Consider the following 26,122-nt stretch of genomic DNA (forward strand, 5'->3'; position numbering starts at 1 on the left):
CAAATCCGCTAGTTTTCACTGCTGTGCGCAATTAGGGCAGTCACATAGTGATTTTGTGGTTGGGTGAAGATATTGTCTGTCGTATCATACGCTTGTGTCTCGCCATTTTTCAATACCAGTATCGTTTGACACAATGCCTTAACCACCTGCAAATCATGGCTGATAAAAATATAGCTTAAGCCAAATTTTGCTTGAATATCTCGCAATAACTTCACTATTGCCACTTGGGTGCTGCTATCAAGCGCGGATGTGGGCTCATCGAGTAACAAAATTTTGGGTTTCATCACCAACGCCCGCGCAAGTGCCACCCGCTGACGCTGACCGCCTGAAAGCTCATGCGGATAACGACTGATAAAATCTCGTGGCAACCGCACCGTGTCTAAGGCTGCTAACACCGCTTTTTCACGCTCCGTTTTTGCCATACCTTGAATGGTTAGCCCTTCTTCAATTATCTCAAACACACTAAACCGTGGATTGATACTGGCATATGGGTCTTGAAATACCATTTGAATATTTGAGCGATACGGCAAAAAGGCTTTATTCGACAACGCTAAAACGTCCGTCATGTGAGCATTGGCTGACAGCAAAATCTGACCTTGCACCTTGGCAGCATTCGCCAATAATTTGATGAGTGCCAAAGCCGTGGTGGTTTTGCCAGAACCCGACTCGCCCACTATACCCAAGGATTGCCCTTGCGCAAGGGTCAAATTTAACCCTTTGACCGCCTCAAACCATTGGGTGGTTTGACCCAATATATTGTTTTTTTGGGGGAAAGCAATGGTTAACTGTTTAATTTCCAAAACGCTGGGTGAATTGTCAATGATTGGCAAACTTTGTCCAAAATCTTGATAAATCAATGAGCGAGTATAATCCTGCTGCGGCTGGTCAAAAATTGCTTGGGTAGCCCCCTGCTCCATGACCTTGCCTTGTTGCATGACGATGAGGTTGTCGCTGTAGCGTTTGACAAGGTTTAAATCATGGCTAATCAAAATCATCGCCATGCCCCGCTCATTTTTTAGCCGATGCAATAACCCCAAAATCTCATGGCGTAAAGTCACATCTAAGGCGGTGGTTGGCTCGTCTGCGATAATAATGTCAGGGTCTTGCGCGAGTGCCATCGCTATCATGATACGCTGTCGTTGTCCACCCGATAGCTCGTGCGGATAGCGGGCAAGTTTGCTTTCAGGGTCGGCAATATTGACTTGGGAAAGCAGCTCTAGGGTACGCTGTCGCCAGTGTTTTTTTGCCACACCAGCCAGACTTAACGATTCGGCGATTTGTTTGCCCACCGTGTGCAAAGGGTTTAAGGCGGTCATCGGCTCTTGGAAAATCATGCCGATGCGTTTGCCGCGGATTTGGCGAAAAATATTTTCGTTTTGTTTAGGTTTATTTTTATTGCTTAGGCTATTTTCAATGGGTAAGTTGATGGTTGTGTCAGTTTGGCTATCTGTTAAACTGGCTTGTCCTGTGATACTTAGGCTATTTGGCAGCAGTCCGAGTAAAGCGAGGCTTGATATGGATTTGCCCGAGCCAGATTCGCCGACAATGGCGAGCGTTTCACCTGTGTGGAGTGTGTAGGATAGATTATCCACTAAGATTTGATTAGCAGATTTTATGTTTAAATTATCCAACTTTAATGTTTCTTTATTCATTATTTTTATTTAATTTACCTATTGGTTGAATATTAGATATATCTTTTACACGTTCCTCATCTATCAATAATATATCTCCTTCTGAATCGTAAACTACTCCATCACGTTGTCTATAAAAAATACCATCACTTATCAATTTATTTACAACAGCATGATACTCACGTTGAGAGCAGTTTAATTTCGTAAGAATTTCTAAGTGCATCTTAGGTTTCCAAGGTTGGATTGGCAATAATGCTCTAACTTGTTCAACAAATTCATCTGAAATTTCAATAGATTGCCTATTAAAATCTGCTTTATATTCTTGTAATTTATTTATTTGTTCAAATCCTTTTATTTCCCATTTTTTCTCAGCAATTTGACACATTTTTATAAAATGTAAATTACTAAATCTAAGCCTATTTATTGTAATTTGTTCAATTAATTCAAAGCATTCTAAACAAGTTTCGTCAGTAATTTTATCAAGATTAATTTTAATAAAATCAGCTACATTGAAGTTAAAGTTATTTAAAATCTTTGATGCTACTAGAAAAGCAAGAAATTGACGGTTATGTTTAATGAATCTTTCACGTTTTGAATTTGTTTTTTTAATGGAAAATAGAAATTTATCAATTTTTTTCATAAATTTAACTATTTGTGGCCATACTTCTAGATTTGAATTTTGGTCAAAAACCTTATTATATTTATCATCATTTACAATGAATCTTGATTTCAAACCAGTTGCTTCTTTGGGGTTTTTGAGAATGAGCGTAATATAGCCAGTAGATAGATAAAGCGGACTAATTACTTTGTCAGACTCTATACCTTGATTCTTATAAAAATTCGTCCTTCTCTCATAATAAAAATCATTTAGTTTTAAAACTTCTTCAATATCTCGTTGAATTTTATCTGTTGCATGTAAAGCAGATGTTTCAACCTGTGTTTGGTTATTTGTTGCTCTAATAATTGCATCCCTAACTAAACTTTCATTGGTTACTATGATTTTCACTAGAATAAGTCTATCTTTAGGGTCTTTTCCCCCAATAATGAAATGATTAAAGATAGACTCCGTTGTTTGCAGACCATTAACAATTTGGATATCTTCTACTTGAATTGTCTTTCCAATAACTGTTGCACCTGTTGCTAGAATTGTTATTCCATTATTCAACCACCAAAAATCTGGTGACTCAGAATCATTTAAGGTATTTCTTATATCCGTGTTGACTGAATTTAATCCCATAAACGCTCTAATATTAGAATCAAATAAATATCTTCTTAAAGAGCCTTCGTTATTAATAAAATTAAAATAATCTTTTATTTTAACAAGCAGTACATATCGCTCACCTTCAGATAAAAATTCTTTGAATGGTAAACTAAGAGAAAAATTTGGTAATTTTCTATAAGATTCAATTAGTTGAGAAGAACCTATAAATTTAAAATTTACCTCACAATTCCCAAATTGACCCTGTATTAATCCAACAATTTGATTAGACCTAGCAACAATGGTTTCTCCAATAATAGAAGTATCTCCCCTTGATGCGTAGATTAAATTAATTTTAAAACTATTTAATCTAGGTGAAACTTTTCTGTAAGCAAATCTCAGATTATCTCTCATAGATAAAATAATATCTGAATATTCACCTTTTAATTCGCTATTTTCGAGAGATAAATCTAAGAACTCAATCAGTGTTGAATTAAGGTTGTCTAAAGGTGCTTGTTTGAAAGTATCTTGGTGTTTACAAGTCAAAATAAAAATTTCGAGTTCGCAATTTGTTTTAGGCCAAAAAAATGAAGCGATGTCAGTTAAATAATGTCCATTTACAAAGATATAAAATCCATCAATTCCACCATCTGCTCTTCCATCCACAGAGCCAAAAAGGATTTCTTCATCAGATAAATTGTAGTCTTTTAAACTTTGTTCAAACACAAAAAATTCAAAAACCTCGCCTCGTTCTTTTGAAGGTTGGCATTCTTCAATTCTTTCATCAATTATTCCATCAATTAATAAGATATCATTTGTTGCCATATTTTATCCCTTAAAAATTTTACTCTAGAATCTAACATTTATTGTCTAGGGTCAAACGCATCTCGTAACGCTTCCCCAATAAAAATCAATAGCGACAACACAATCGTCAAACTAAAAAAACCCGCCAACGCAAGCCACGGCGAATCCAAATTATCCTTACCCTGCGAAATCAACTCCCCAAGCGAAGGCGACCCCGCAGGCAAGCCATACCCCAAATAATCAAGCGTGGTGAGTGCCGTGATATTCGCCGTCAAAATAAACGGCAACTGCGACAGACTCGACGACATCGCATTGGGCAAAATATGGCGAAACATAATCTTGGCATCTGACACCCCCATCGCTTTTGCCGACCGCACATAATCAAAATTTCTCGCTCGCAAAAACTCGGCACGCACCAAACCAACCAGTCCCATCCAGCCAAAGAGTAGCATCAGCCCAAACAACACAAACACGCTTGGGCTAAACAGACTGACCAAAATAATAATCATAAACAGCTGTGGTAGCCCGCCCCACACTTCCATCAGCCGCTGACCCACTAAATCCGTCCAGCCGCCAAAATACCCTTGCACCGCCCCTACTGCAATGCCAATGATTGACCCTGCCACCGTCAACGCCAACCCGAATAATAGCGATACACGCAAACCATACAATACCCTCGCCAGCACATCTCGACCTTGGTCGTCGGTACCGAGCCAGTTTTGGGCATTGGGCGGCGCAGGAAACGGCACTGAGCGCATGACACTAGGCGTTTGGTCGGCAAACGGTATCATAGGCTCAATCATATAGCCATGTTGGTTGATTAGGTCTTTGACCACAGGGTCTTGGTAGTTGGTTTCGGTTTCGAACACACCGCCAAAGGTAGTTTCGGGGTAAGACTTGACGATGGGAAAATACCAGTGATTTTGGTAATTGACCAGCATCGGCTTGTCATTGGCGATAAGGTTTGCCCCCATGCAGGCAAGGAAAATCAAGCTAAACATGATGAGCGAAACAAATCCCAACCGATTACGCCGAAAGCGGTGAATGCGCGCTTGCCAAACAGGATGTTTTATCAGCATTAGCGACCCTCAAAATCAATACGGGGATCAATGAGATGATAAGTCACATCACTTATCAACTGCAAAATCAGCCCCATCAAGGTAAAAATAAACAACGTGCCAAAAATCACCGGATAATCGCGTTGCCCAATCGCTTCAAACCCCAGTCGTCCCAAACCATCTAAGTTAAAAATTACTTCAATCAAAAAATTGCCGGTAAAAAATATTCCCACAATCGCCGATGGCAAGCCTGCAATAATAATCATCATCGCATTGCGAAATACGTGACCGTATAGCACTTTTTTTTCGCTTAACCCTTTACTGCGAGCCGTCAGCACGTATTGTTTGTTCAACTCTTCCATAAAACTAAATTTGGTCAAATACGCCAGGCCCGCAAACCCGCCAATCGTGCTTGCCGTGATGGGTAATGCCAAATGCCAAAAATAATCTTTGATTTTGCCAAACGTGGACAGCTTATCAAAATTCTCACTCACCAAGCCTTGTAGCGGAAAAATCTGCCAATAACTCCCCCCTGCCAACATCACCAGTAACACCACCGCAAGCACAAACACAGGCACGGCATAACTCACAGCAAGCAGCAACGCGGTAGTTTTATCCATCAGTGAATTATGGCGTCTGGCTTTAGCAATCCCTAGCGGCACAGCGATTAAATAAATCAGTAATGTACTCCAAAGTCCTAGCGAAATCGACACGGGCATTTTATCCAAAATCAACTCGCCCACGGGTTTACCCTTAAAAAATGAGGTACCAAAATCGCCTTTTGCATAGCTTGTCAACATGAGCCAAAATCGCTCGGGCGCGGATTTATCAAAGCCGTATTGTTTTTTGATAGCCTCGACCATGTCTGGCGATAAACCGCGACTGCCTTGATAAGTGGTCGTTGACAGTTGGGTTTGGGTGGCGCCCTGTTTTTGTTCTGCTTCAATTTGGGATATTTTTTGCTCGACAGGACCGCCCGGCGCCGATTGGACAATGGCAAAGTTGGTTAGCAGAATCAAAAACAAAGTGGGGATGATTAATAACAGCCGTTTAACAATATATTTGCCCATGGTTATCCCTGATTATTAGCCTTAAAAGTTATTTTTTAGTTGGCGTAAGGCTTTAAATATCTCAAACGGACTGTCATCCTCAATTCCTGTTTGCGTTTGTACGGTTTTTATCATCTCATCACTGGGTGCAAGCACCGCACGCATAAACGGATTGATGGCTTTTTCATCGGCAAGCGTGGTCGGTAAGGTTGGCGTATTTTGCTGGCGTAACTCACTGTCATGCGCTATTGCCTGTGCAATGGCTGGGTTATTGGGCTCGATAAACTGGGCAAAGTTAAGATTTGACAAGGTATACTCATGGGCAGGATAAAATAGCGTTTCATCGTCATGTAACTGCGCAAAACGGTCAAAGCTTTCAAACAACGTCTCAATCGTGCCGGTGAAAACCCGGCCACAACCTGCGCGAAATAGCGTATCTCCACAAAAAATATGCAGACGGTTATCAAGCGTCACTAAGTACGCTAAGTGATTTTCGGTATGCCCTGCCACCTGCCACACCTGCACAGGACTGCCCCAAGCGGTTAATTCGCGCCCTTCAGCGACGGGGATTAACTGTGTGGCATTGATTAACGAGTGAATATTGACATGCGCAAAAATCTGTGCGTTTGGAAACACATTTGCCAATGCTGTTACGCCGCCGATGTGGTCGCTGTGATGATGTGTAACCCACATTTGGGTGATGGTTAGATTTTCACGGTTGACAAACTCTAAAACAGGCTCAGCATCGCCAGCATCAACAATAATCACTTCGTGTGTTCCATCATTGATAATCGCCCAAATATAGTTGTCAGTGAAGGCTGGGATTGGGTGGATTTTTAGCATTGTTTTATTCCTTATTATTTTCCTAAATACTGCATGACTTGTGCTTGTTTGTCTTTGTTCACCCACCAATAATCGATACCGATGGCATTGCTTGGCAGCGGCCCATGCTCATAAAATTTCCAATACGCCACATTGTCAGTATGCTTGCCATAAGTCGGCACGACATAATAGCCCGCCCGTAGCAGACGGTCTAATACTTTGCTGTATAGCACAATATCATCACGATTTTTGGAGACTATGAGTTTGGCAATCACCGCATCAATGGCTTTGTTTTTGATACCCGCCGAGTTTTGGTTGCCTTTTTCGTCTGCGGCTTGTGAGCCCCACATATAGGTTTGCTCGGCGCCAGGGGACAAACTTTGGGCAAACATATCGATAATCATGTCATAGTCGTATCTGCGAGTGCGCTCTAGGTACTGGGGGACATCGGCTTGGCGAAAGCTGGCATCAAACCCGAGTCGTCGCAGGTTACGTAAAAAAGGCAACACAATGCGCGCATTCTTGTCATCGGCGGATAAAAATTCCAGTTTGGCGGGCTGACCATTGGGCTGATATAGCTTCATATTTTGGTATTTGAAACCTGCTTGTAGCAGCAATTGACGCGCTTTTAATAAATTGTCTCGATTAAATCCATCGCCAGTTGATTTGGGGGCTTGCCAATCGCTTAAAACAGCCTGTGTTTGAATGGGCTCAAGGTCAGGTAATAGCGGATTGATAACCGCCAGCTCTTGGGGCGTTGGCATGCCGGTTGCGGCAAGCGCTGACCCATGAAAAAAGCTTTGCAAGCGTTCATACTGCCCATAAAACATGGTTTTATTGAGCCATTCAAAATCATACGCCAGTGTCATCGCTTGGCGCACCCGAATATCTTGAAAAATCGGTCGGCGCAAATTCATCACAATCGCTTGCATCGGTACGGGGTTGTTATTGGCGATTTGCGCTTTGGTGATCATGCCTGCTTTGACGGCAGGAAAGTTATAACCCGTCGACCATGTCCGCGCTTTGTTTTCGGCACGGAAAAAATATTCGCCGGATTTAAAGCCTTCAAATGCCACTTCGGGGTTTTGATAATACACATACTTAATTTGGTCAAAATTATAACGCCCGACATTCACCACCACGCCTGCGTCAGGTTTGGCACCCCAATAATTGGGGTCGCGCACATAAGTAATGGCGCGTCCTGCATCGATTGTGCCGACTTTATACGCGCCACTGCCCATCAGTGGCGTCAGTCCGACTTTATCAAAATAGCCATCAATCGATTTTTTTGACCAAATCGGCATTTGCGCGACGGTCAGTTTGATTTCTTGGTTGTCTTTAGATTTAAAAATAAATTTGACGGTTTGTCGATCTATCACTTGCGTTTCTTTGACATCCGATAAGTAGCTACGCATACTCATCACGCCTTTTGTGAGCAGTGCATCCATACTGGCTTTGACATCTTGCGCCGTCACAGGCGTGCCATCCCAAAAATAGGCTTTGGGGTTGATGTGATAGATAACCCAGCTTGGGTCATCTGGGTCATAAGTGACTTTATCTGCAAGTAGTGGGTACTGCACAAACGCTTCAGAGAGCGAGCCTGTCATCAAACTTTCAAACAAATAATCGGTGCCGGTCACAGGCGTACCGACATCAATCCATTTATTAATACTGTCAAAGGTGCCGATGGCAGATAGGCTCAACACACCGCCTTTGGGGGCGTTGGGATTGGCATAGGGTAAATGAGAGACATTGGCAAATTGTGCGGTGCTGTTGTGAGCAATAGACGTGTCAGTGATGATAGCGGTATTGGCAGCGGACGCGACCACTAGCAAGCCCAGCACCCAGCATTTTTTGCCAAATGTCTGGCGAGTAACTACCCTCATCCAGTGGGCTGGTTTTATCATCCTGTCTTTTTTCACTTGCATCCCCATGACCCCTTCACCTATTTTTCAAAAAACCTTGGTATTGCCAGCTGTTATCCCTCAGATGCCCCACACCCGCTAACTATAAAAAAGACTTAACAAGCATTTTAGCTGTTAAGTCTTAATGTAGCATGATTGTTAAATCTTTTTATACGCTAGTTTGTTCAAACTGCTGCATAAATTTGATTAACGTTTCAACGGTCGACAAATCAATCGCATTATAAATACTGGCACGCATGCCGCCTACTGTACGGTGCCCTTTAAGATTCAACAATCCTGCTTCGTCGGCTTTAGCCAAGAAGGTTTTATCAAGTTGACTATCTGCCAAGGTGAAGGGTACATTCATGATTGAGCGGTTGTCTTTGTTGACAGGGTTTTGGTAAAAATCGCTTTGGTCGATAAATTCATACAGCTTTTGCGCTTTTAACAAATTTTGTTGATAAATTGCCTCGACACCCCCTTGCTCAAGTAACCATTCAAACACCAAACCTGCCAAATACCAAGAAAAAGTTGCTGGGGTATTGACCATCGAATCATTGTCGGCTTGGTTTTTATAGTCCAAGATACTTGGGCAAACCAAGTTGGCATGACCGATCAAATCATCACGGACAATCACAAGCGTCAAACCTGCAGGACCGATATTTTTTTGCGCACCTGCATAAATCAGTCCAAATTTTGATACATCTATTGGGCTAGATAGGATGCAAGACGACATATCCGCCACGATGGGCACATTCACCGCTGGCACATCAAACATCGCCAAGCCATTAATGGTCTCATTGGGGCAATAATGAAAATAATCGGCGTTGTCATTAAGTTGCCAGCTATCACGTGGGGGCACAGTGGTATAGTTGCTGTCTTTGGCAGAAGCGACGACATTGATTTTGCCTAGCCCTGCTTGCTCATAGCGTTTGGCTTCGCTGATGGCTTTTTTTGACCAAATGCCAGTGTCTAAATAATCGGCTTCCCCTTTGAGTAAATTCAAAGGAATGGCTGAAAACTGCAAGCTTGCGCCACCTTGCAAAAATAGCACTTTATAATTATCAGGAATGTTCATGAGCTTGCGCAAATCCTGCTCGGCTTTTGAGGCAATGCCCATAAATTCACTGCTACGGTGGCTCATCTCCATCACCGACATGCCTGAGCCATGCCAATTTAACAATTCGGCTTGCGCTTTTTGCAGCACCGCAGTCGGCATAGACGCTGGGCCTGCACAAAAGTTAGCAACACGTTGATCAAAGCTGACACTCATAGCACGTTCCTTTTTATCATGTGAAATGTTATCGTGTGAAATGTTATCGTGTGAAATGACATAAAAAAATACTTTACCACAATATGGCTAGTCGATGAATCATAAAGATGCGTCATCAATCGGAGGCTTATTGGGTTTACCTTGATAGCAACTGCCAAAGTTGGCGTTTTAGGCGATAATCATCGAGCATATCTACTAGATACGGCAGACGCTGTATCGGTTGTTCATCTAGACAGTCAGGCAATGGCGTCAATGCCCCCACCTTGGGATTGCCTTGATTGATACGGTATAAAAACCCCGAAAACCCTGCGACTGCCATCGGGTAGCTGCTCATTAATTGCACCGTAGCTTTGGGTAAATGCTGGCTATCGGTGAGCAAGGGAAAGTTAAAAAAATGCACTGACGCTTTTAACCCACTGATGATTTGTTGCCATAACTGGTGTTGGCGGCTGTCCGTCTGCAAAAAATGACTGTCAACCACCAGTGTCCACTCACCCACCACTATCGCCTGCACATCAAAACTGGCAGTGAGCAATTCATCATTGAGCTGTTCATCACTGTGCCCGTCATCACTGTGCCCGTTATTAGTGTGACCATCATTATTTGGCGCCGGGTAAACTTTTAAAGGTGAATGATGGGGTAAAGATGAATCATGCAGTAAAGATAAATGATTGAGTAAAGCTACATCATGGGGTTGAAAATTTGCCAGATTCGCTGGGGATAATTCTACTGCGCTATCAACGGCAGCATCCGCAATAACAGGATGATTGAAGTCTGGCGTTGTATCAATGGGCGCAAGTTCGCTCGTTAACCCAGTTTGAGCTGGTGGTAACTGCTGTGGCATGGCAGCAAGCGTCTCAACCGCTTGATAGGAAGAAACAACCTCAAAATCTTCTAGATTAGCAAACGTTTTGACAGGGCAATCTTGGCGCACCCAACGTGTAATACCCATCTGCGCCAGTATTTCGCTTTGCCAGGCATCGTACTGCTGCTCATCAAGGGTAAGGTCAGGCACAGTCATACCAATGTTAACTCAAGTTGAATGGGGCAACGCATTGTAGCAACCTTATAGCAACCAAATACCCCTATTAAAAAATTATACAATCGGGGTGAGCGGCACAGTGACATCTGCATTTTGCCCACGATGACGCAGATAATGGTCTAACAGCACAATGGCAAGCATGGCTTCTGCTATCGGCGTAGCACGTACACCGACACAAGGATCATGCCGCCCTTTGGTTAGCATCTCTAGTGCATTGCCGTGAATATCAATACTTTGACCCGGCGTAGTGATACTGGCAGTAGGTTTTAGCGCAATACTCACTACTATCGTCTGACCCGATGAAATCCCCCCTAAAATTCCCCCGGCATGGTTGGCATTAAAGCCGTGCAAGGTTAACTCGTCGCGAGACTCATGCCCAAACTGTCCCGCCACTGCCATGCCATCGCCAATTTCAACGCCTTTGACTGCATTGATGCTCATCATCGCATGGGCAATATCCGCATCAAGCCTGTCAAACACAGGCTCACCCAATCCCACCGGTACACCCGATGCCAATATGGTAAGCTTTGCGCCACAGCTTGTTCCTTGCTCACGGCATTGGGTAATCAGCTGCTCAAACTTTGGCAAGGCGTCTATATCCGCACAAAAAAATGGGTTGCTGTTGACAAATTCCCAATCAATCGTATTTTCAGGTATCTGTTTGGCAACCACATCACCAATCTGGGTGACATAACCGCGAACTTCTACCCCTAGCCGTTGTTTCAAATATTTCTTGGCAATCGCGCCTGCTGCCACTCGCATTGCCGTTTCGCGCGCTGATGAACGACCACCGCCACGATAATCGCGAAACCCATATTTCATGCTATAAGTATAATCGGCATGGTTGGGACGAAAGGTGTCTTTAATATCGCTATAATCTTTGGATTTTTGGTTGGTATTGCGAATCAACAGCCCGATAGACGTACCTGTCGTTTTACCCTCAAACACGCCAGAAATAATTTCAACTGTATCGTCTTCACGGCGCTGGGTCGCAAATTTTGACGTGCCCGGCTTACGACGATCCAGGTCAATTTGCAGATCTGCTTCGGTTAAAGGCAACCCTGGTGGCACACCGTCAACGATTGCCATAAGTCCTGCGCCATGTGATTCGCCACAGGTGGTGACGGTAAAAACTTGCCCGATGGTATTGCCTGCCATTTACGCTCCGCTTACTATTTTATGGATGCTTACAAATCAAATAATAGGTTTGTTGCACCCTGTTCATATATTGTTTTTTTAGCCATTATCTAACTCGTTAAATCCTCAAGCCTAATCAACCAGTTAAAGATAGCAACCCTAAACGACTGCCTATTGAGATACACTCACATACTGCTCAAAATATGCCCGATTTTCCATCAATTCATCATAATCCATGGCAAAAATCCCATGCCCGCCATGCGCAAAGGTTAACCAATCAAACTGAATTTCAGGATAGGCTTGGCGCAGTGCCCATTCACTATCCCCCACCTCGCATACCAGCAAGCCGTCACGAGTCAGATAATCTGGGGCGTTGTATAAAATATGATGCACCAAATCCAAGCCATCTTGTCCCGCTGCCAACGCATGGTCTGGCTCATGCAAGAACTCGGGTGGTAAATCTGCCATCGTTGCCGCATCGACATACGGCGGGTTGGTCACAATCAAATCATATTGATTTTCTGCAGGCACTTTTTCAAATAAGTTTGACTCAATCAAATTGACTTGATGGTTCATATGGTGATGATCCACATTGACCGCTGCCACTTCTAGCGCGTTTTTATCGATATCACTGGCATCGACCATTGCATCAGGGAAACGGCTTGCCAAGGCAATGGCAATACAGCCTGACCCTGTACACAAGTCCAGCATACGCTCTGGCTGTGCTAATTGTTTATCATACAATCCGTGGTCATGAAATTTTTTGTCATTAGTAGTGCCACTGATTTTTTCAACCAAATCATTCGGCTCAAAATACGGATAAAACTGCTGACGAATCAGCTCAGCAATTGGCGAGCGTGGAATTAATACCCGCTCATCCACATAAAATGGCAAATCGCAAAAATAAGATAAATTAATTAAATAGCTCAAAGGCTTACGTTCTACGATACGGCGCTGCAACAATGTCAACACTTCTGATTTTTCGCTATTGGTCAGGCGACAATCTAAAATTTGCTCATCGGCAGACCAATCAAGCGACAAGGTTTGTAGCACAATGGCAGATGCTTCAGCAAACTCATCTGTCGTACCTTGCGCGACTACCACATCATGCTCGCGTAATTTACTGACCCCAAAACGAATAAAATCGCGAATCGTTTTTAGGGTTTGGTGTGCTTCAGCAAACTCTTGTTGCATAGTGTCAAAGATGTCATCTGACTCGGTTTCTTCATCCATATCAAGTGCTTGCAAATCGATTTGCAAATCGTCAAAGTTTTGTGAATCTTGATTTTGGTCAAAAGATGGCGTGTGAGAAACATTGGCTGATGCAAATGGCGATGATGACATAGTGGTTAACCTAAAAAATTTTGAATTAAAATTATAATATACTTTGATTTTTTTACAAATTATTTAACGAGCTAAAGTTATTTAACAAGCTAAAGGGCCACAGATTTGTACAATTCAATTTTTCATCATCGAGCTGTTCAATAAACATGGTAAAAATAACTGTTGCTCGCAGGTCTAAATGTTTTAAACCCTTTTTTGCCTTAACTTTGCTATAAAAATACCGCTTGGTTAAAAAATTTTACCATTGTCTATCGTGCGATTTGTTAATGTTAGACTTAAAGCATGTAAATTCGCCTATGGGACAATTTATCTATACAACAATTTAACGGCGTAAAAATTAAGTGTGCAGCGAGGTTTAATAGCGCAAGGTTGTTAAACGCTTTGGCAAACGCTACTTAGACTTAGATTGTCGTGCAGCTAACAAATGAGCCATTGCCTGAAAAGTTGGTTTTTATAGTATAATTGCTGCCAATTTATGCTTTTATTGTACGTTATTTATATTGTCCCTTATTTTTATTTGTTATTGCCGATTATTGAGTCAATCTATGAAAAAATTTGTATTATCTACCCTAGCTTGTCTGATTGCCAATCAAGCATTTGCAGCCACCAACACGGTCTCAGACACCACTACCGCCAAAACGGCACCCGCCACCAAAGCTGTTACCAAAACAACGACAACGACTAAAACTGCCACAACTAAAACTGCCACAACTAAAGCGGCCAGCGCCTCTACCGCAGCTGCGACTGCTAAAGAAACTACTACCGATAGTAAAACGGCTAAAAAATCGCAACCAGCCAAGTCCGCAGCTAGCGTCACACAATCTACCACCACGCCGAAACTCGCCTCGGCTACTGCGGTGACGGCGGCAAAACCAACGGCAGCAGCAACCGCAATCCCAGCCACCACCACGGCATTAGGCATTAAAGAAGATGCCACCCAAACAGGTATCGATAGTGACTATACTTCGGGTGAAGGTGTCGCAGGCGCGAGCTCTGAAGAAGTCAACAATACCACAACGGCTGCGCCAAATTTTGACCCGACAACAGTGGGTAACAATAAAACAGCAACAACACCTGCCAGTTTTTCTACCCTAAATTTGTCTGACTACGCACAGCTAGTCAATAGTGCCGACTGGAAACCTGGTCAAAATGTTAACTCAGCAACGACCTTAAAACTTCAAGCCTTGTTAGATTGGAATCATGCTTCACCGGGTCCAATTGATGGCGGTTGGGGTATGAATGCCAAAAAAGCGCTCAAAAATTTCCAAGCCATGCATGGACTACCCCAAGATGGCCGTATGAGCGCGGAAGTTTGGAAACTGTTAAATGAAAAAATTCCTGCCAATCAGCCTGTGTTGGTCGGTTATACCTTGACGCAAGAAGATATCAAAGGTCCGTATCAGCCAACACCGAGTGGTAGTGAAGCCAAATCTAAAATGAAAGGTCTATACTATCAAGACGTCCAAGAAATGTTGGCTGAACGTTTCCACATGGATATTCGCTATCTTAAAAAGCTTAATAGCGATAAAAAATTCACCGTAGGTGAAACCATCACCGTGTTTAACCCAGGTGCACCGCTCAATGAGAAAATCACCCGTTTGGTTGCCAAAAAAGCCGACAATATCTTATACGCTTATAATGGCGATAGATTAATTGCCACTTATCCTACCACGGTCGGTAGTAGTGATACACCGTCTCCTACGGGTACCTTTAGTATTGTCAATCGTGTTAAAAACCCTTGGTACCGCGCCAGTAGCGGTGAAGGCAAAGATAAAAAAGTGTTTATGTTGCCGCCAGGACCCAAAAGTCCAGTCGGTGTGGTATGGATGGGACTGAGTAAACCCTCATACGGGATTCATGGCTCGCCCGTTCCTGAAGGCATTAGCCGTCAAGCCTCGCACGGCTGTGTTCGCTTAACCAACTGGGATGTGCTTGAAGTGTATGCCAATGTTGATACAGGCACTAAGGTAGATTTACAGTAGCTGTTGAGCTACAGCGTTTAGCACCGTAGTCTAGCGTGAGTGCTACACTTTTAACTTTATTAGCCATAAAAAAACCGCTTAGCTATTATTAGTTAAGCGGTTTTAGCGGTTTTAGTTATTTATCTAGCGTACTTTGTTATCGCGCAACTGGGGTTTTGGCAGTAGTCAGTGTTTGCATTTTTTTGGCGACAATCCATGCAATTGGAATAGATAGGATTAAACCAACAATCGCTGTGGCTATAATGTGTGGAATTTGGTCAAAACCAGTTACCAGCGCAATGGTCATTAGAACACCGATAGTCACACCAGAAGCGATTGTAAAAATTGCGCTAAATAATTGCCAGTTCATAACAACTCCTTATCATTGCGTAAATAGATGTATTTGTTAGGTATAGTTATAGTCCAATTCCACACTCAAAACAAGGAAAAAAAAGATTAAACAAATGCGCAACCTAAAACAATTGGTTATCAATTCCACATTTTTAGTAAGGTTTAATTTGAATCAAATTTATTGAGAAATCTAAAAAACTCGCGTTTTTTTCCGATTAATATCACTGAGGTCGAGGAATTTAATTGGCTTTATAAACATTGATGAAAAAAAATCCCACCCAGTTTTTTAAGTTTGATGGCATATTTTTTAGTAACTATTTTTAATAACTATGACCCAATAACATGACTTGGTTAAAAAATTGTGGTAAAGAAATCTTCTGTAATCTGCTATGTTAGCGGTGTTTATCAATTGTTTAACACAATAAAGGACAGGAGTATTTGATATGCATCAACAATTTTCTTTTTTCGCCGCTATTAGGCTATCTACTAAACGCCTAGCTAATAAACGCCAAGCTACTAAATGCATAGGAAGTGCCGCTGCAGTGATTGGCTCAGCCCTAGCCTTGGGCGGCTGCGCCGCTACCACTGGTACCGGTGTGATGGATGCTAATAGCACCATCGGCGCTGCCAACAATGTCGGCATGGCGATATTTAAAGCCGCAGTGAATCAACAATGCCAAGCTCAATTACAAAATAACCAATACTGGCGCTTGGGCAGTGTATTGATGACTTCCGAGAAACAAGCAGAGGTAGCGAGCAATGTCTGTAGCTGCGTCAGCGAAAAAGCCCCGCAGTCCGTCACCATTGTCGATTTGACCACAGCAGCAGTCGACCCGGCCGCGCGCAATGTCATTGTGGCGCGTGCGGTATCGAATACCTTGCAGCAATGCGTGGGCGAATTTGTTAAGTAAATATTAACTTGCTACTGAGTGTGCGCTACTATATAATAGCGCACCTTGTTTATACCAATATAGTTAGATGATTTTAACTTAGGTGCATTCAATCTCCTTGCTGTTGACACGGGGTCAACGGCTGTTTAATCCGTGAGGAGTCTTTATGAGACATTATGAACTGGTATTATTGGTTCACCCAGACCAAAGCGACCAAGTGGTTGGCATGGTTGAGCGTTATATCAACTTAGTAAAAGAACAAGGTGGTGCTATCCATCGCCTAGAAGATTGGGGTCGTCGTCAGTTAGCTTACCCAATCAACAAAGTTCACAAAGCTCACTATGTGCTATTAAACATTGAAGCGGGTCAACAAACGCTTGATGAGCTTGAAGAATTATTCCGTTATAACGATGCTATCATCCGTAGCTTAGTTATCCGTCGTGACGAAGCGATTACTGAAGAATCACCATTAGCAAAAAGTGCTGAAGAAAAACGTGCTCGTAAAGCTTCACGCCGTAACGATACAGCTCAAGATGACTATCAATCAAATGATGATGAGTCAGAAGTTGATGCTGAAGACAACAACGACGAATAATTAAGGAGACTAATCATGGCACGTTTTTATCGCCGCCGTAAATTTTGCCGTTTTACTGCTGAAGGCATTACCCATATCGATTATAAAGATATCGAAATCCTAAAACAGTATGTGAGTGAAAGTGGCAAAATCGTACCAAGCCGTATCACTGGTACTTCAAACAAATATCAACGCCAATTGGCTGTAGCAATCAAACAAGCACGTTATCTTGCGTTGATTCCTTACACTGACAGCCAAAAATAAACCGAGGAGTGATATATGCAAGTTATTTTATTACAACGTATCGCTAACCTAGGTAAACTAGGCGATACTGTTAATGTAAAAGCAGGTTACGGTCGTAACTTCCTTATACCACAAGGTAAAGCATTACCAGCCACTGCTTCTAACATCGAAAAATTTGAAGCACGCCGTGCAGAACTTGAAAAAGTAGAAGCTGATGAATTAGCCGCTGCTAATGCCCGTGCTGAAGCGCTACAAGACGTCAATGTTATCATCCGTGCAAAATCAGGTGATGAAGGCAAACTATTTGGTTCTATTGGTACTCGCGATATCGCCGATGCCTTAACCAAATCTGGTTTACCTGTTGACCGTTCAGAAGTTAAATTGCCTGAAGGTACATTACGTCAAATTGGCGAATACAATGTTGATATCCAATTACATCACGATGTAATGATCAACATCCAAGTCACTATCTTGGCAGAAGATTCAGCTGCTTAATTGATAGTTTACTTTAAAAAAGAGATGGCTTTGCTGTCTCTTTTTTTTATTGTTTGCGGCGTAAAATTTAACAAAAAAGCCTAAAATTCAAGCTGATTTCATTCAAAAAAATTGCCGTTTTTTTATATTTTTCTCATTAGAATTTGAATGGTTTTTTCGGTATATTGACTGTTCTATTTCGATGCGTGTGTTAGACTCACCATTTACAAGCGATAACTTTTAGCAAACTTTTGCCCTTTCAAACTATTTAAAATAACTTTATCACAGGTCATCATGGCAGACGATAAAACCAAAGAGAACGATCTTAAGAATACTTCGCTGACGCAGCACCAACCGCACAGTATGGATTTAGAAAAGTCCGTCCTAGCGTCGCTGATGAGCCTTGAAGAGTCGTTTGATCGCATCTCAGATATTATTACCAAATATGATTTTTATGCACAGCGCCATCAATATATTTTTGATGCTATCTCTCATCTTGCCAATGCCAATGAGCCGTATGATGCCACCATGGTGATGGACTGGCTCGATATGCAAAAACTGCTTGAACCTGCAGGGGGTAGCGATTATCTAGGCGATATCCTATCACAAAGCCCAGCGACGCTGTTTAACTTGACTGCTTATGCGCAGCGGGTCAGGGAATTTTCGACTTTACGCCAAATCATCAAAGCCGGCAGTCATATGCTAGAGCTTGCCTTTGACCCAAAAAATCAAAGTGTCAGTGATATTTTAGACACCGTTGAAAGCGAAATTTTTGCCATCAATGAAACCCATAGCCGCCAGTCAAAACACAAGGGCCCTACCCAACTAAGCGATGTTATTACCAATGTCGTCAACAATATCCAAGAACTTAAAGACCATCCTGAAGGCATGATTGGGCTTAAGACCCCGTTTGAAGAGCTCAATAACAAAACCCAAGGGCTACAAGCAGGCGATCTCATTATCGTGGCAGCGCGTCCTTCGATGGGTAAAACCACATTTGCGATGAATTTGGCAGAGAGTATTTTATTTCATACCGATTTACCTGTGGTGGTGTTTTCGATGGAAATGCCTGCTGAGTCAATTGTGATGCGTCTATTGTCCTCTTGGGGGGCTATCAACCAAACGCATTTGCGGTCAGGTCAAATGAACGAAGATGAATGGGGTAAACTTTCCAATGCCATCGCTCATCTGCATGCTAAAAAACTGTATATCGATGACAGTACCGCGCTACCACCATCTGAGGTTCGTTCGCGCTGTCGCCGTATTGCCAAAGACAATGATGGCAAACTTGGCATGGTAATGGTCGATTATCTACAACTGATGAAAGTGCCAGGCTTAGGCGACAACCGCGTGGGTGAGATTTCGGAGATTTCTCGAAGCTTAAAAGCGCTTGCCCGTGAGATGAATTGCCCTGTGGTCGCTTTATCACAGCTCAATCGAAGTTTAGAAAATCGACCCAACAAACGCCCGATTATGTCGGACTTACGGGAGTCGGGTGCAATTGAGCAGGATGCCGATTTGATTATGTTCATTTATCGTGATGAGGTTTATAATGAAAATAGCGATGCTAAAGGCACAGCTGAAATCATTATCGGTAAACAGCGTAATGGACCTATTGGGACAGTGCGCCTATCCTTTGAAGGGCAATTTACCCGTTTTGGTAACCTAACCCCTGAATTTTACCAAACCGCTTCCTTTAGCGAACCTGATGAATAAAAATTTCACTGCAACAAGGTCAAGATTGTGCGTCAAACCAGCATCACCATCGATTTAGCAGCGCTTACCCATAACCTACAACGCGTCAAAGATTATGCCCCGACCGCCAAGGTATTAGCCATGGTGAAAGCCAATGCCTACGGGCATGGCGCAGTCAACTGTTTACCTGCCGTCGCACAAGCCGATGCCTTAGGTGTCGCTTGTTTGCAAGAAGCGATAGAACTACAACAGGCTGGCTGGCAAAAACTAATGGTAGTGATTGAAGGCGCGTTTTCGTTAGCAGAATGGCAATATTGTATAGCGCATCAAATCGAGTGCGTGGTACACCACCAACGCCAATTAGACTGGGCGTTGCAGCAGCCTGCAAAAGCGGGCGCAACCGTGTGGCTAAAACTAAACACTGGCATGAACCGCCTTGGCTTTACATCGGGTGAAATCAAGAAAATCGCCCAGCAATTAACTAGCTCAGGCTATGAGATTGTTTTGACCACCCATTTTGCCAACGCTGATGCCATCGATCATCCCAATAACCAACAACAGTTTGAGTTATTTGATTCAACCCTACAAATGCTACGTGACCAAGTAAACCCAGCGATTAAAGGCTCATTGTGTAATTCAGCAGGGATTGTGAACTGGTCAGACCGCCATTATGATTGGGTGCGCCCAGGCATTATCTTGTATGGGGCAACGCCTGTAAATCATGCCACTGCCAAACAGCTAAATCTGCAACCCGTCATGCATTTTAACGCCAGTATCATGGCAATTCATACGCTAAAAGCGGGCGATAGCGTGGGTTATGGTAGTCGCTGGACTGCCCGAGCCCCAGCGCGCATCGGCATTGTCAGTGTGGGTTATGCCGATGGCTATCCAAGGGTGATTAGCGATGATGCGTATGTCGTCGCCGCAGGTCAACAGGCGCCTATCATCGGTCGGGTGGCGATGGATATGTTGATGGTTGATTTGACCCATACCACTGGGGTAAACCTTGACTGCCCTGTCCAGCTTTGGGGTAATGCACCGAGCATTGATGAGGTGGGTGGCTGGAATGATACCATTAGCTATGAGCTGTTAAGTGTGGTCACCCGACGTCCAACATGGATTTATCAGTCATAACTGTTAACTATGTGACGGATGTTAAAGTGACACAAATGCGTCAATTTGCTAGACAGTTTGGATAAATCCGCTATACTGATAGTTTACTGTAATGTTTATTGACAAAATTGGGATGTAGGACAGGCAATGAGTACCCGCCATTTTTTGACGTTATTGGATTTTAGCAAAGAAGAATTAATGCAAGTGATTAAACGTGGCAGTGAACTGCGTTTGATGCAGCATGAAGGGGTTATTTATCAGCCTTTTGTCGGTCGTACCTTGGGGATGATTTTTGAAAAATCGAGTACCCGTACCCGTATTTCGTTTGAAACAGGGATGGGACAGTTTGGCGGCCATGCCATATTTTTATCACCGCGCGATACCCAGCTTGGTCGTGGCGAACCGATTGAAGACTCAGCACGTGTTATCTCACGCATGGTCGATATCGTCATGATTCGCACCTTTGAACACAGTATTGTTGAAAAATTCGCCCAGTATTCACAAGTGCCTGTTATCAATGCACTCACTGACGAGCAGCATCCTTGTCAGCTACTAGCCGACATCCAAACCTTTATAGAGCACCGTGGTAGCATCGAAGGCAAAACAGTGACTTGGATTGGGGATGGCAATAATATGTGCGCTTCTTTTATCCATGCTGCGCATCAATTTGGCTTTCAACTGCGGGTTTCCGCGCCTTATGGGTTTGAACCCAATGCCGACCTCATCAAGCAGTATTCGCACTGTGTTGAGCTGGTCGAAGATGTTAATGAGGCGGTCAAAGGCTCGCATTTGGTCGCCACCGATGTATGGGCAAGTATGGGGCAAGAGAGCGAGCAAAATACTCGTGCGCGGCGATTTGCCCAGTATATGGTGACCCGCTCATTACTGGATAAAGCCGATCCAGACGTCTTATTTATGCATTGTCTGCCTGCCCACCGCGGCGAAGAAATCTCCTATGATTTGCTTGAGGATCCGCGCGCTGTGGTATGGGATGAAGCCGAAAATCGTCTGCATGCCCAAAAAGCGCTGATGGAATTCTTGTTAACCGATAAAATCAAACTCGCCTAGTCTATGTGGCTTGGGCGTTATCTTTGCGCCCTGCGCTGCCATTATCATTATCTTAACCGCTCTAATTCTTAACCGATAAAGTAAACGGAACATACCCCATGTACTTTGTGCTCTCGCCTGCCAAAAATCTGAATAAAAAAAATGATTTACCTTTTGATTTTAGTCAACATTACACCCAGCCTGCTTTGATGGCGCACGCTTGCGAATTGATGAGTGAATTAAAAACATTAGCGCCAACCGATTTGTCGGCGTTGATGAGTATCTCAGCTAAACTTGGGCAATTAAATGCCGTGCGCAACCAAAATTGGCGATGGGATACTACCCAGCCATTTAGTACCGATCATGCTGACATACCTGCTAAAGCGGCGCTGTATTTATTTGATGGTGATGTCTATACAGGTTTGGCAGCGAAGCAAATGACTGAACAACAAGTCCATTATGTCAATGAGCGATTAGGAATATTGTCTGGGTTGTACGGCTTGTTAAAGCCGCTTGATTTGATGCTACCTTATCGCTTGGAAATGGGCACAAAACTAAAAAATCCTAGAGGCGATAATTTGTATCAATTTTGGGGCGATACGCTTGCCAATCTCATCAATCAACGCATGGCAGAAAATAAACACAAAGTTTTGGTAAACTTGGCTTCCAACGAATACTTCAAGGCGGTTAATCCCAAAAAAATCAGCGCGGATATTATCACGCCCCGTTTTGAAGACGGCAAAGATGGTCAATATAAAGTGGTAAGTTTCTATGCCAAAAAGGCACGCGGCTTGATGGTGCGTTTTGCCGCTGAAAATCAGCTGACAACCGCGCAACAGTTAAAAGACTTTAACTTGGAAGGCTATCAGTTTGTTGAAAATGCTTCAAGCTCAACTGAGTATGTTTTTAGACGGGATAATGATTAACTGCGCCGCCATTTAACGCAAAATATTCGCCCATAAATCCACACTCATACTATCTTTTAACACATTTTTATTGAATACACCGATGGTGTTGGCTTGTGGTAGTGAAGCGGTCGGTAGTTCCATCGTCATGGTTGTGATAATTTCCCTAATTAAAAAACCCTATTAAACTGAAGTTTAATAGGGTTTTAATTTTAGCTAAATGGCTTGAGTAGGATATAATCTTTAGATTACATCATGCCGCCCATACCACCCATGCCGCCCATACCACCCATGGCAGCAGCGCCAGCGTCGTCTTTTGGCAGGTCAGTAATCATTGCTTCTGTCGTAAGCATCAAGCCTGCCACAGATGCTGCGTTTTCAAGCGCTGAGCGAGTGACTTTGGCTGGGTCTAAGATACCCATTTCAAGCATATCGCCATATTCACCAGTCGCTGCGTTGTAACCGTAGTTACCTTGACCGCCTTTGACTTGGTTTACCACCACAGATGCTTCATCACCTGCGTTGGTCACGATTTGACGAAGTGGTGCTTCCATCGCACGGCGTAAAATGTTGATACCCGCGGCTTGGTCGTCATTGTCACCATTGACATTGTCAAGCGCAGAGATAGCACGAACCAATGCCACACCACCACCTGCTACAACGCCTTCTTCGACGGCAGCACGAGTTGCATGCAAGGCATCATCCACACGGTCTTTTTTCTCTTTCATTTCAGTTTCAGTCGCCGCACCGACTTTGATAACTGCCACACCGCCTGCGAGTTTAGCAATACGCTCTTGTAGCTTTTCTTTGTCATAATCAGAGGTTGATTCTTCCACTTGGCGACGGATAGAGGCAACACGATCATCGATTTCAGTTTTTTGACCGGCACCATCGACAATCACAGTGTTTTCTTTACCAACCGTCACTTTTTTGGCAGTACCTAATACTGATAAATCCGCAGTTTCTAAGCTCATGCCCAGTTCTTCTGATACAACTGTACCACCCGTTAAGATTGCGATATCTTGAAGCATCGCTTTACGACGGTCACCAAAACCAGGGGCTTTGACAGCACAAACTTTTAAACCGCCGCGCATGTTATTCACAACTAAAGTTGCCAAGGCTTCGTTTTCAACATCTTCAGCAATGATCAGTAAGGCTTTACCAGATTTCATCACGTTTTCAAGCAGTGGAATCAACTCACGGATATTGCTGATTTTTTTGTCGACTAACAAGATTAATGGGTTTTCTAGTTCAGCGGTCAACGTATCTGCTTTATTGGCAAAGTATGGGCTGATGTAGCCACGATCAAATTGCATACCTTCAACGACTTCAAGGGTATCTTCAAAGCCTGAACCTTCTTCAACTGTGATTACGCCTTCTTTACCCACTTTTTCCATCGCTTGAGCGATTAAGTCACCGATAGTTTGGTCAGAGTTAGCTGAGATAGAGCCAACTTGTGCGATGGCTTTAGTGTCATTGGCTGGGGTTGAAAACGCGTGGATTTGTGCAACAACAGCACGTACACCTTTATCGATACCACGTTTTAAGTCCATTGGGTTCATGCCAGCGGCAACTGATTTCATGCCTTCTTGCAAAATCGCTTGGGCTAAAACAGTCGCTGTGGTAGTACCGTCACCTGCAACATCATTGGTTTTGCTTGCAACTTCACGGACCAGCTGTGCACCCATGTTCTCAAATTTGTCATCAAGTTCGATTTCTTTAGCCACTGATACGCCATCTTTAGTGATGGTGGGTGCGCCAAAAGATTTGTCGATAACCACGTTACGACCTTTAGGGCCTAATGTCACTTTAACCGCATTTGCCAATACGTTGACGCCATCAATCATTTTTGCACGGGCATCAATACCAAATTTTACATCTTTAGCCATGTTAAATTCTCCAAATTATAAATTTTTATTTGTATAAGGTAGTCCAAATTGCTACCACGGTTGCTATCAATTATTTTACCAAGTACTTAACCAGTTAGATTAAGACCAGGTAAATTAAGACTAAGTAAATTAGCTTTTGGGTAAAAAACGATTGTTTAAAGTAATGACTGATTAACCTTCAATCACACCTAATACATCACTTTCTTTCATAATCAATAATTCTTCACCATCTACTTTAACCGTTGAGCCGGCATATTGACCAAAGAGTACTTTGTCGCCGACTTTGACATCGAGCGCACGTACATCACCGTTTTCACGGATTTGACCATTACCTACTGCAATGACTTCACCTTGAGACGGTTTTTCTTGGGCGCCGCCTGCTAGCAATAAACCGCCAGCTGTTTTTTGTTCTTCTTCGCTGCGACGCACGACGATACGATCATGTAAAGGACGAATTGCCATAATCTACTCCATAAATTAACTGTTAAATTATTGTTTGAAAGCCGTAGTTAGCTTTGAAAGCTGTGATCAGCTCAGAGGTTGGCTCAAAAGACCCCCTCTATTTTGCCGACCACAAAAAGATGATAACTATCTGTTTGCATAAATAATCATATGCTTATGACATGTTATCAATTCACTGTCTAACAGTGGGGATGTATGCCAATTTGTTCAAGCAGAAAATTACGAAATTTTGCAATTTGTTGTCAATTTTTTAACCCCTTCACCCAAATACCTCATAAAGACTGTCGTTTATTGCACAATCACAATCTTTTGTTAACTGGCTTGTATTTGCTTGCCATCAATACTACTGTATGCATACCAAATAGATTTAACCTTATCTGATGAACGTTATTTGATGGATGAAACATGAAAAATTCTTTAGTAAAAAAACTGTTAGTAAGTACTTCACTCGTGTCAGCGATGGCTATCACTTCTATAGCGAATGCGGCAGTTGCCCCTTTTAATGCAACCTATAATTTTAATATTGAAGGCAAATATAATGGTACCGCAAGCCGTGTATTGACCCAAACTGGCAATCAGTATTTTTATAATGTTAATGCAAGTGTCGGTAAATTAGCCAGTGCCAAGCAAACCGCCAATTTTGTCAATACCAATGGCGCTATCTTACCGGTGAGCGCATTAACCCAATACAAAATCTTAGGGACGGGTCGAACTACCACATTAAACTTTAATAACGCAAAAAAACAACTGGTCACCAATTATAAAGGTCAAAACAAAGTCATTGCTTTGCCACAGCCTGCCTATGATGATTTGAGTTTAGAAATTCAAATTCGGGAAGATTTAAAAGCAGGCAAGTTCCGTGGTAACTATTACATGGCAGATCGCAATACCGTTGAAGCGGTGCCCTTCAAAAAATCTGCCATGACTCGCATTACCGTGCCAGCGGGTACTTTTGATGTGGTGCGTATCGATCGCGTACATGATGATAAAGACCGTCAAACCAGTTTTTGGTTAGCCCCAAAACTCGATTATCTACCTGTCAAAGTGGTTCAAAACAATGATGGTAGAAAAATGGAAATGAATTTGGCTAGAGTAAATTAATACTTTGTCATGTTTTGACTCAAACACCGATTATATTAATCGGTGTTTTGTTATGTTTATGTCACTGTAAATACGCTATTAATGACTTATCAGGTCAGAAATTGGCGCTATTTTTGTAAGCCATAAGTTGTCAAGGCGTAAGTTTTTAACTATTC

At 42.9% G+C, this 26,122-nt stretch carries 23 protein-coding genes; 10 read left to right on the forward strand and 13 right to left on the reverse strand.

From position 1 onward, the window contains the following. Window positions 1-8 precede the first annotated feature (8 nt). The 10 genes from RTP55_RS03110 to prmB all read right to left on the reverse strand — a co-directional run bounded on the left by RTP55_RS03110 (window position 9) and on the right by prmB (window position 13,112). Complete coding sequence (locus RTP55_RS03110; RefSeq protein ID WP_409418408.1) at window positions 9-1,652, reverse strand: ATP-binding cassette domain-containing protein; 1,644 nt, start codon at window positions 1,650-1,652, stop codon at window positions 9-11. Then, on the reverse strand, window positions 1,645-3,654 hold the full coding sequence (locus RTP55_RS03115; protein WP_219331454.1) for an AIPR family protein: 2,010 nt from the start codon (window positions 3,652-3,654) through the stop codon (window positions 1,645-1,647). Before RTP55_RS03115 ends, RTP55_RS03110 begins: the two co-directional genes overlap by 8 nt. Before the next feature lie 38 nt (window positions 3,655-3,692). Then, window positions 3,693-4,712 carry an ABC transporter permease gene (locus RTP55_RS03120; RefSeq protein WP_219331455.1) on the reverse strand — a complete coding sequence of 340 codons (1,020 nt, stop codon included), beginning with the start codon at window positions 4,710-4,712 and terminating at the stop codon, window positions 3,693-3,695. Further along, complete coding sequence (gene yejB / locus RTP55_RS03125; RefSeq protein WP_099808257.1) at window positions 4,712-5,761, reverse strand: microcin C ABC transporter permease YejB; 1,050 nt, start codon at window positions 5,759-5,761, stop codon at window positions 4,712-4,714. Before yejB ends, RTP55_RS03120 begins: the two co-directional genes overlap by 1 nt. Window positions 5,762-5,782: 21 nt before the next feature. Next, complete coding sequence (gene gloB, locus RTP55_RS03130) at window positions 5,783-6,583, reverse strand: hydroxyacylglutathione hydrolase (protein WP_096489128.1); 801 nt, start codon at window positions 6,581-6,583, stop codon at window positions 5,783-5,785. 14 nt (window positions 6,584-6,597) lie between these two features. Further along, on the reverse strand, window positions 6,598-8,469 hold the full coding sequence (locus RTP55_RS03135) for an extracellular solute-binding protein (RefSeq protein ID WP_312384128.1): 1,872 nt from the start codon (window positions 8,467-8,469) through the stop codon (window positions 6,598-6,600). 166 nt (window positions 8,470-8,635) lie between these two features. Continuing rightward, window positions 8,636-9,739, reverse strand: a complete 1,104-nt coding sequence (serC, locus tag RTP55_RS03140; RefSeq protein WP_312384131.1) for a 3-phosphoserine/phosphohydroxythreonine transaminase — start codon at window positions 9,737-9,739, stop codon at window positions 8,636-8,638. 136 nt (window positions 9,740-9,875) lie between these two features. Then, complete coding sequence (locus RTP55_RS03145) at window positions 9,876-10,760, reverse strand: hypothetical protein (protein ID WP_312384133.1); 885 nt, start codon at window positions 10,758-10,760, stop codon at window positions 9,876-9,878. A 75-nt stretch (window positions 10,761-10,835) separates the two neighbouring features. Then, window positions 10,836-11,939, reverse strand: coding sequence for a chorismate synthase (aroC, locus tag RTP55_RS03150; RefSeq protein WP_312384135.1), 1,104 nt, complete (start codon window positions 11,937-11,939; stop codon window positions 10,836-10,838). A 150-nt stretch (window positions 11,940-12,089) separates the two neighbouring features. Then, window positions 12,090-13,112: a 50S ribosomal protein L3 N(5)-glutamine methyltransferase gene (gene prmB, locus RTP55_RS03155; RefSeq protein ID WP_198001372.1), complete on the reverse strand. Its 1,023-nt coding sequence runs from the start codon at window positions 13,110-13,112 to the stop codon at window positions 12,090-12,092. Between the two features lie 695 nt (window positions 13,113-13,807). Here prmB and RTP55_RS03160 point away from each other — a divergent pair. Beyond that, window positions 13,808-15,244, forward strand: coding sequence for a L,D-transpeptidase family protein (locus tag RTP55_RS03160; protein ID WP_312384136.1), 1,437 nt, complete (start codon window positions 13,808-13,810; stop codon window positions 15,242-15,244). A 136-nt stretch (window positions 15,245-15,380) separates the two neighbouring features. On the opposite strand, the gene RTP55_RS03165 is transcribed toward RTP55_RS03160, so the two are convergent. Continuing rightward, the gene (locus tag RTP55_RS03165) at window positions 15,381-15,593 is read right to left on the reverse strand and encodes a hypothetical protein (protein WP_007114931.1); all 213 of its coding nucleotides are present in this window, start codon (window positions 15,591-15,593) and stop codon (window positions 15,381-15,383) included. A gap of 424 nt (window positions 15,594-16,017) precedes the next feature. On the opposite strand from RTP55_RS03165, the gene RTP55_RS03170 reads away from it, so the two are divergent. The 8 genes from RTP55_RS03170 (at window position 16,018) to yaaA (ending at window position 22,536) form a co-directional block, all read left to right on the forward strand. Beyond that, entirely contained in the window at window positions 16,018-16,485 is a 468-nt protein-coding gene (locus RTP55_RS03170) for a hypothetical protein (RefSeq protein ID WP_257619723.1), read from the forward strand. A 145-nt stretch (window positions 16,486-16,630) separates the two neighbouring features. Continuing rightward, window positions 16,631-17,059, forward strand: coding sequence for a 30S ribosomal protein S6 (gene rpsF, locus RTP55_RS03175; RefSeq protein WP_007114929.1), 429 nt, complete (start codon window positions 16,631-16,633; stop codon window positions 17,057-17,059). A gap of 15 nt (window positions 17,060-17,074) precedes the next feature. After that, the gene (gene rpsR / locus RTP55_RS03180) at window positions 17,075-17,302 is read left to right on the forward strand and encodes a 30S ribosomal protein S18 (protein ID WP_135888716.1); all 228 of its coding nucleotides are present in this window, start codon (window positions 17,075-17,077) and stop codon (window positions 17,300-17,302) included. 15 nt (window positions 17,303-17,317) lie between these two features. Continuing rightward, window positions 17,318-17,776, forward strand: a complete 459-nt coding sequence (rplI, locus tag RTP55_RS03185) for a 50S ribosomal protein L9 (protein ID WP_160001454.1) — start codon at window positions 17,318-17,320, stop codon at window positions 17,774-17,776. Window positions 17,777-18,049: 273 nt separating this feature from the next. Beyond that, window positions 18,050-19,471, forward strand: a complete 1,422-nt coding sequence (gene dnaB, locus RTP55_RS03190) for a replicative DNA helicase (RefSeq protein ID WP_099834203.1) — start codon at window positions 18,050-18,052, stop codon at window positions 19,469-19,471. Between the two features lie 27 nt (window positions 19,472-19,498). Beyond that, entirely contained in the window at window positions 19,499-20,584 is a 1,086-nt protein-coding gene (alr, locus tag RTP55_RS03195; RefSeq protein WP_312384144.1) for an alanine racemase, read from the forward strand. Window positions 20,585-20,710: 126 nt separating this feature from the next. Beyond that, entirely contained in the window at window positions 20,711-21,631 is a 921-nt protein-coding gene (argF, locus tag RTP55_RS03200) for an ornithine carbamoyltransferase (protein ID WP_096489138.1), read from the forward strand. Between the two features lie 98 nt (window positions 21,632-21,729). Next, window positions 21,730-22,536 carry a peroxide stress protein YaaA gene (yaaA, locus tag RTP55_RS03205; protein ID WP_096489139.1) on the forward strand — a complete coding sequence of 269 codons (807 nt, stop codon included), beginning with the start codon at window positions 21,730-21,732 and terminating at the stop codon, window positions 22,534-22,536. A 227-nt stretch (window positions 22,537-22,763) separates the two neighbouring features. Here yaaA and groL read toward each other — a convergent pair whose 3' ends face one another. Together groL and RTP55_RS03215 are read right to left on the reverse strand one after the other, a co-directional pair. After that, window positions 22,764-24,404, reverse strand: a complete 1,641-nt coding sequence (groL, locus tag RTP55_RS03210) for a chaperonin GroEL (RefSeq protein ID WP_007114919.1) — start codon at window positions 24,402-24,404, stop codon at window positions 22,764-22,766. A gap of 171 nt (window positions 24,405-24,575) precedes the next feature. Continuing rightward, window positions 24,576-24,869: a co-chaperone GroES gene (locus RTP55_RS03215; protein ID WP_197931485.1), complete on the reverse strand. Its 294-nt coding sequence runs from the start codon at window positions 24,867-24,869 to the stop codon at window positions 24,576-24,578. Window positions 24,870-25,271: 402 nt separating this feature from the next. Here RTP55_RS03215 and RTP55_RS03220 point away from each other — a divergent pair, with 402 nt between their 5' ends. Further along, window positions 25,272-25,967 carry a DUF3108 domain-containing protein gene (locus RTP55_RS03220; RefSeq protein WP_312116290.1) on the forward strand — a complete coding sequence of 232 codons (696 nt, stop codon included), beginning with the start codon at window positions 25,272-25,274 and terminating at the stop codon, window positions 25,965-25,967. Window positions 25,968-26,122: the final 155 nt, after the last annotated feature.

Origin of the sequence: Moraxella sp. CTOTU47579 (assembly GCF_032004885.1) — a bacterium.
GTDB lineage: Bacteria > Pseudomonadota > Gammaproteobacteria > Pseudomonadales > Moraxellaceae > Faucicola > Faucicola tetraodonis.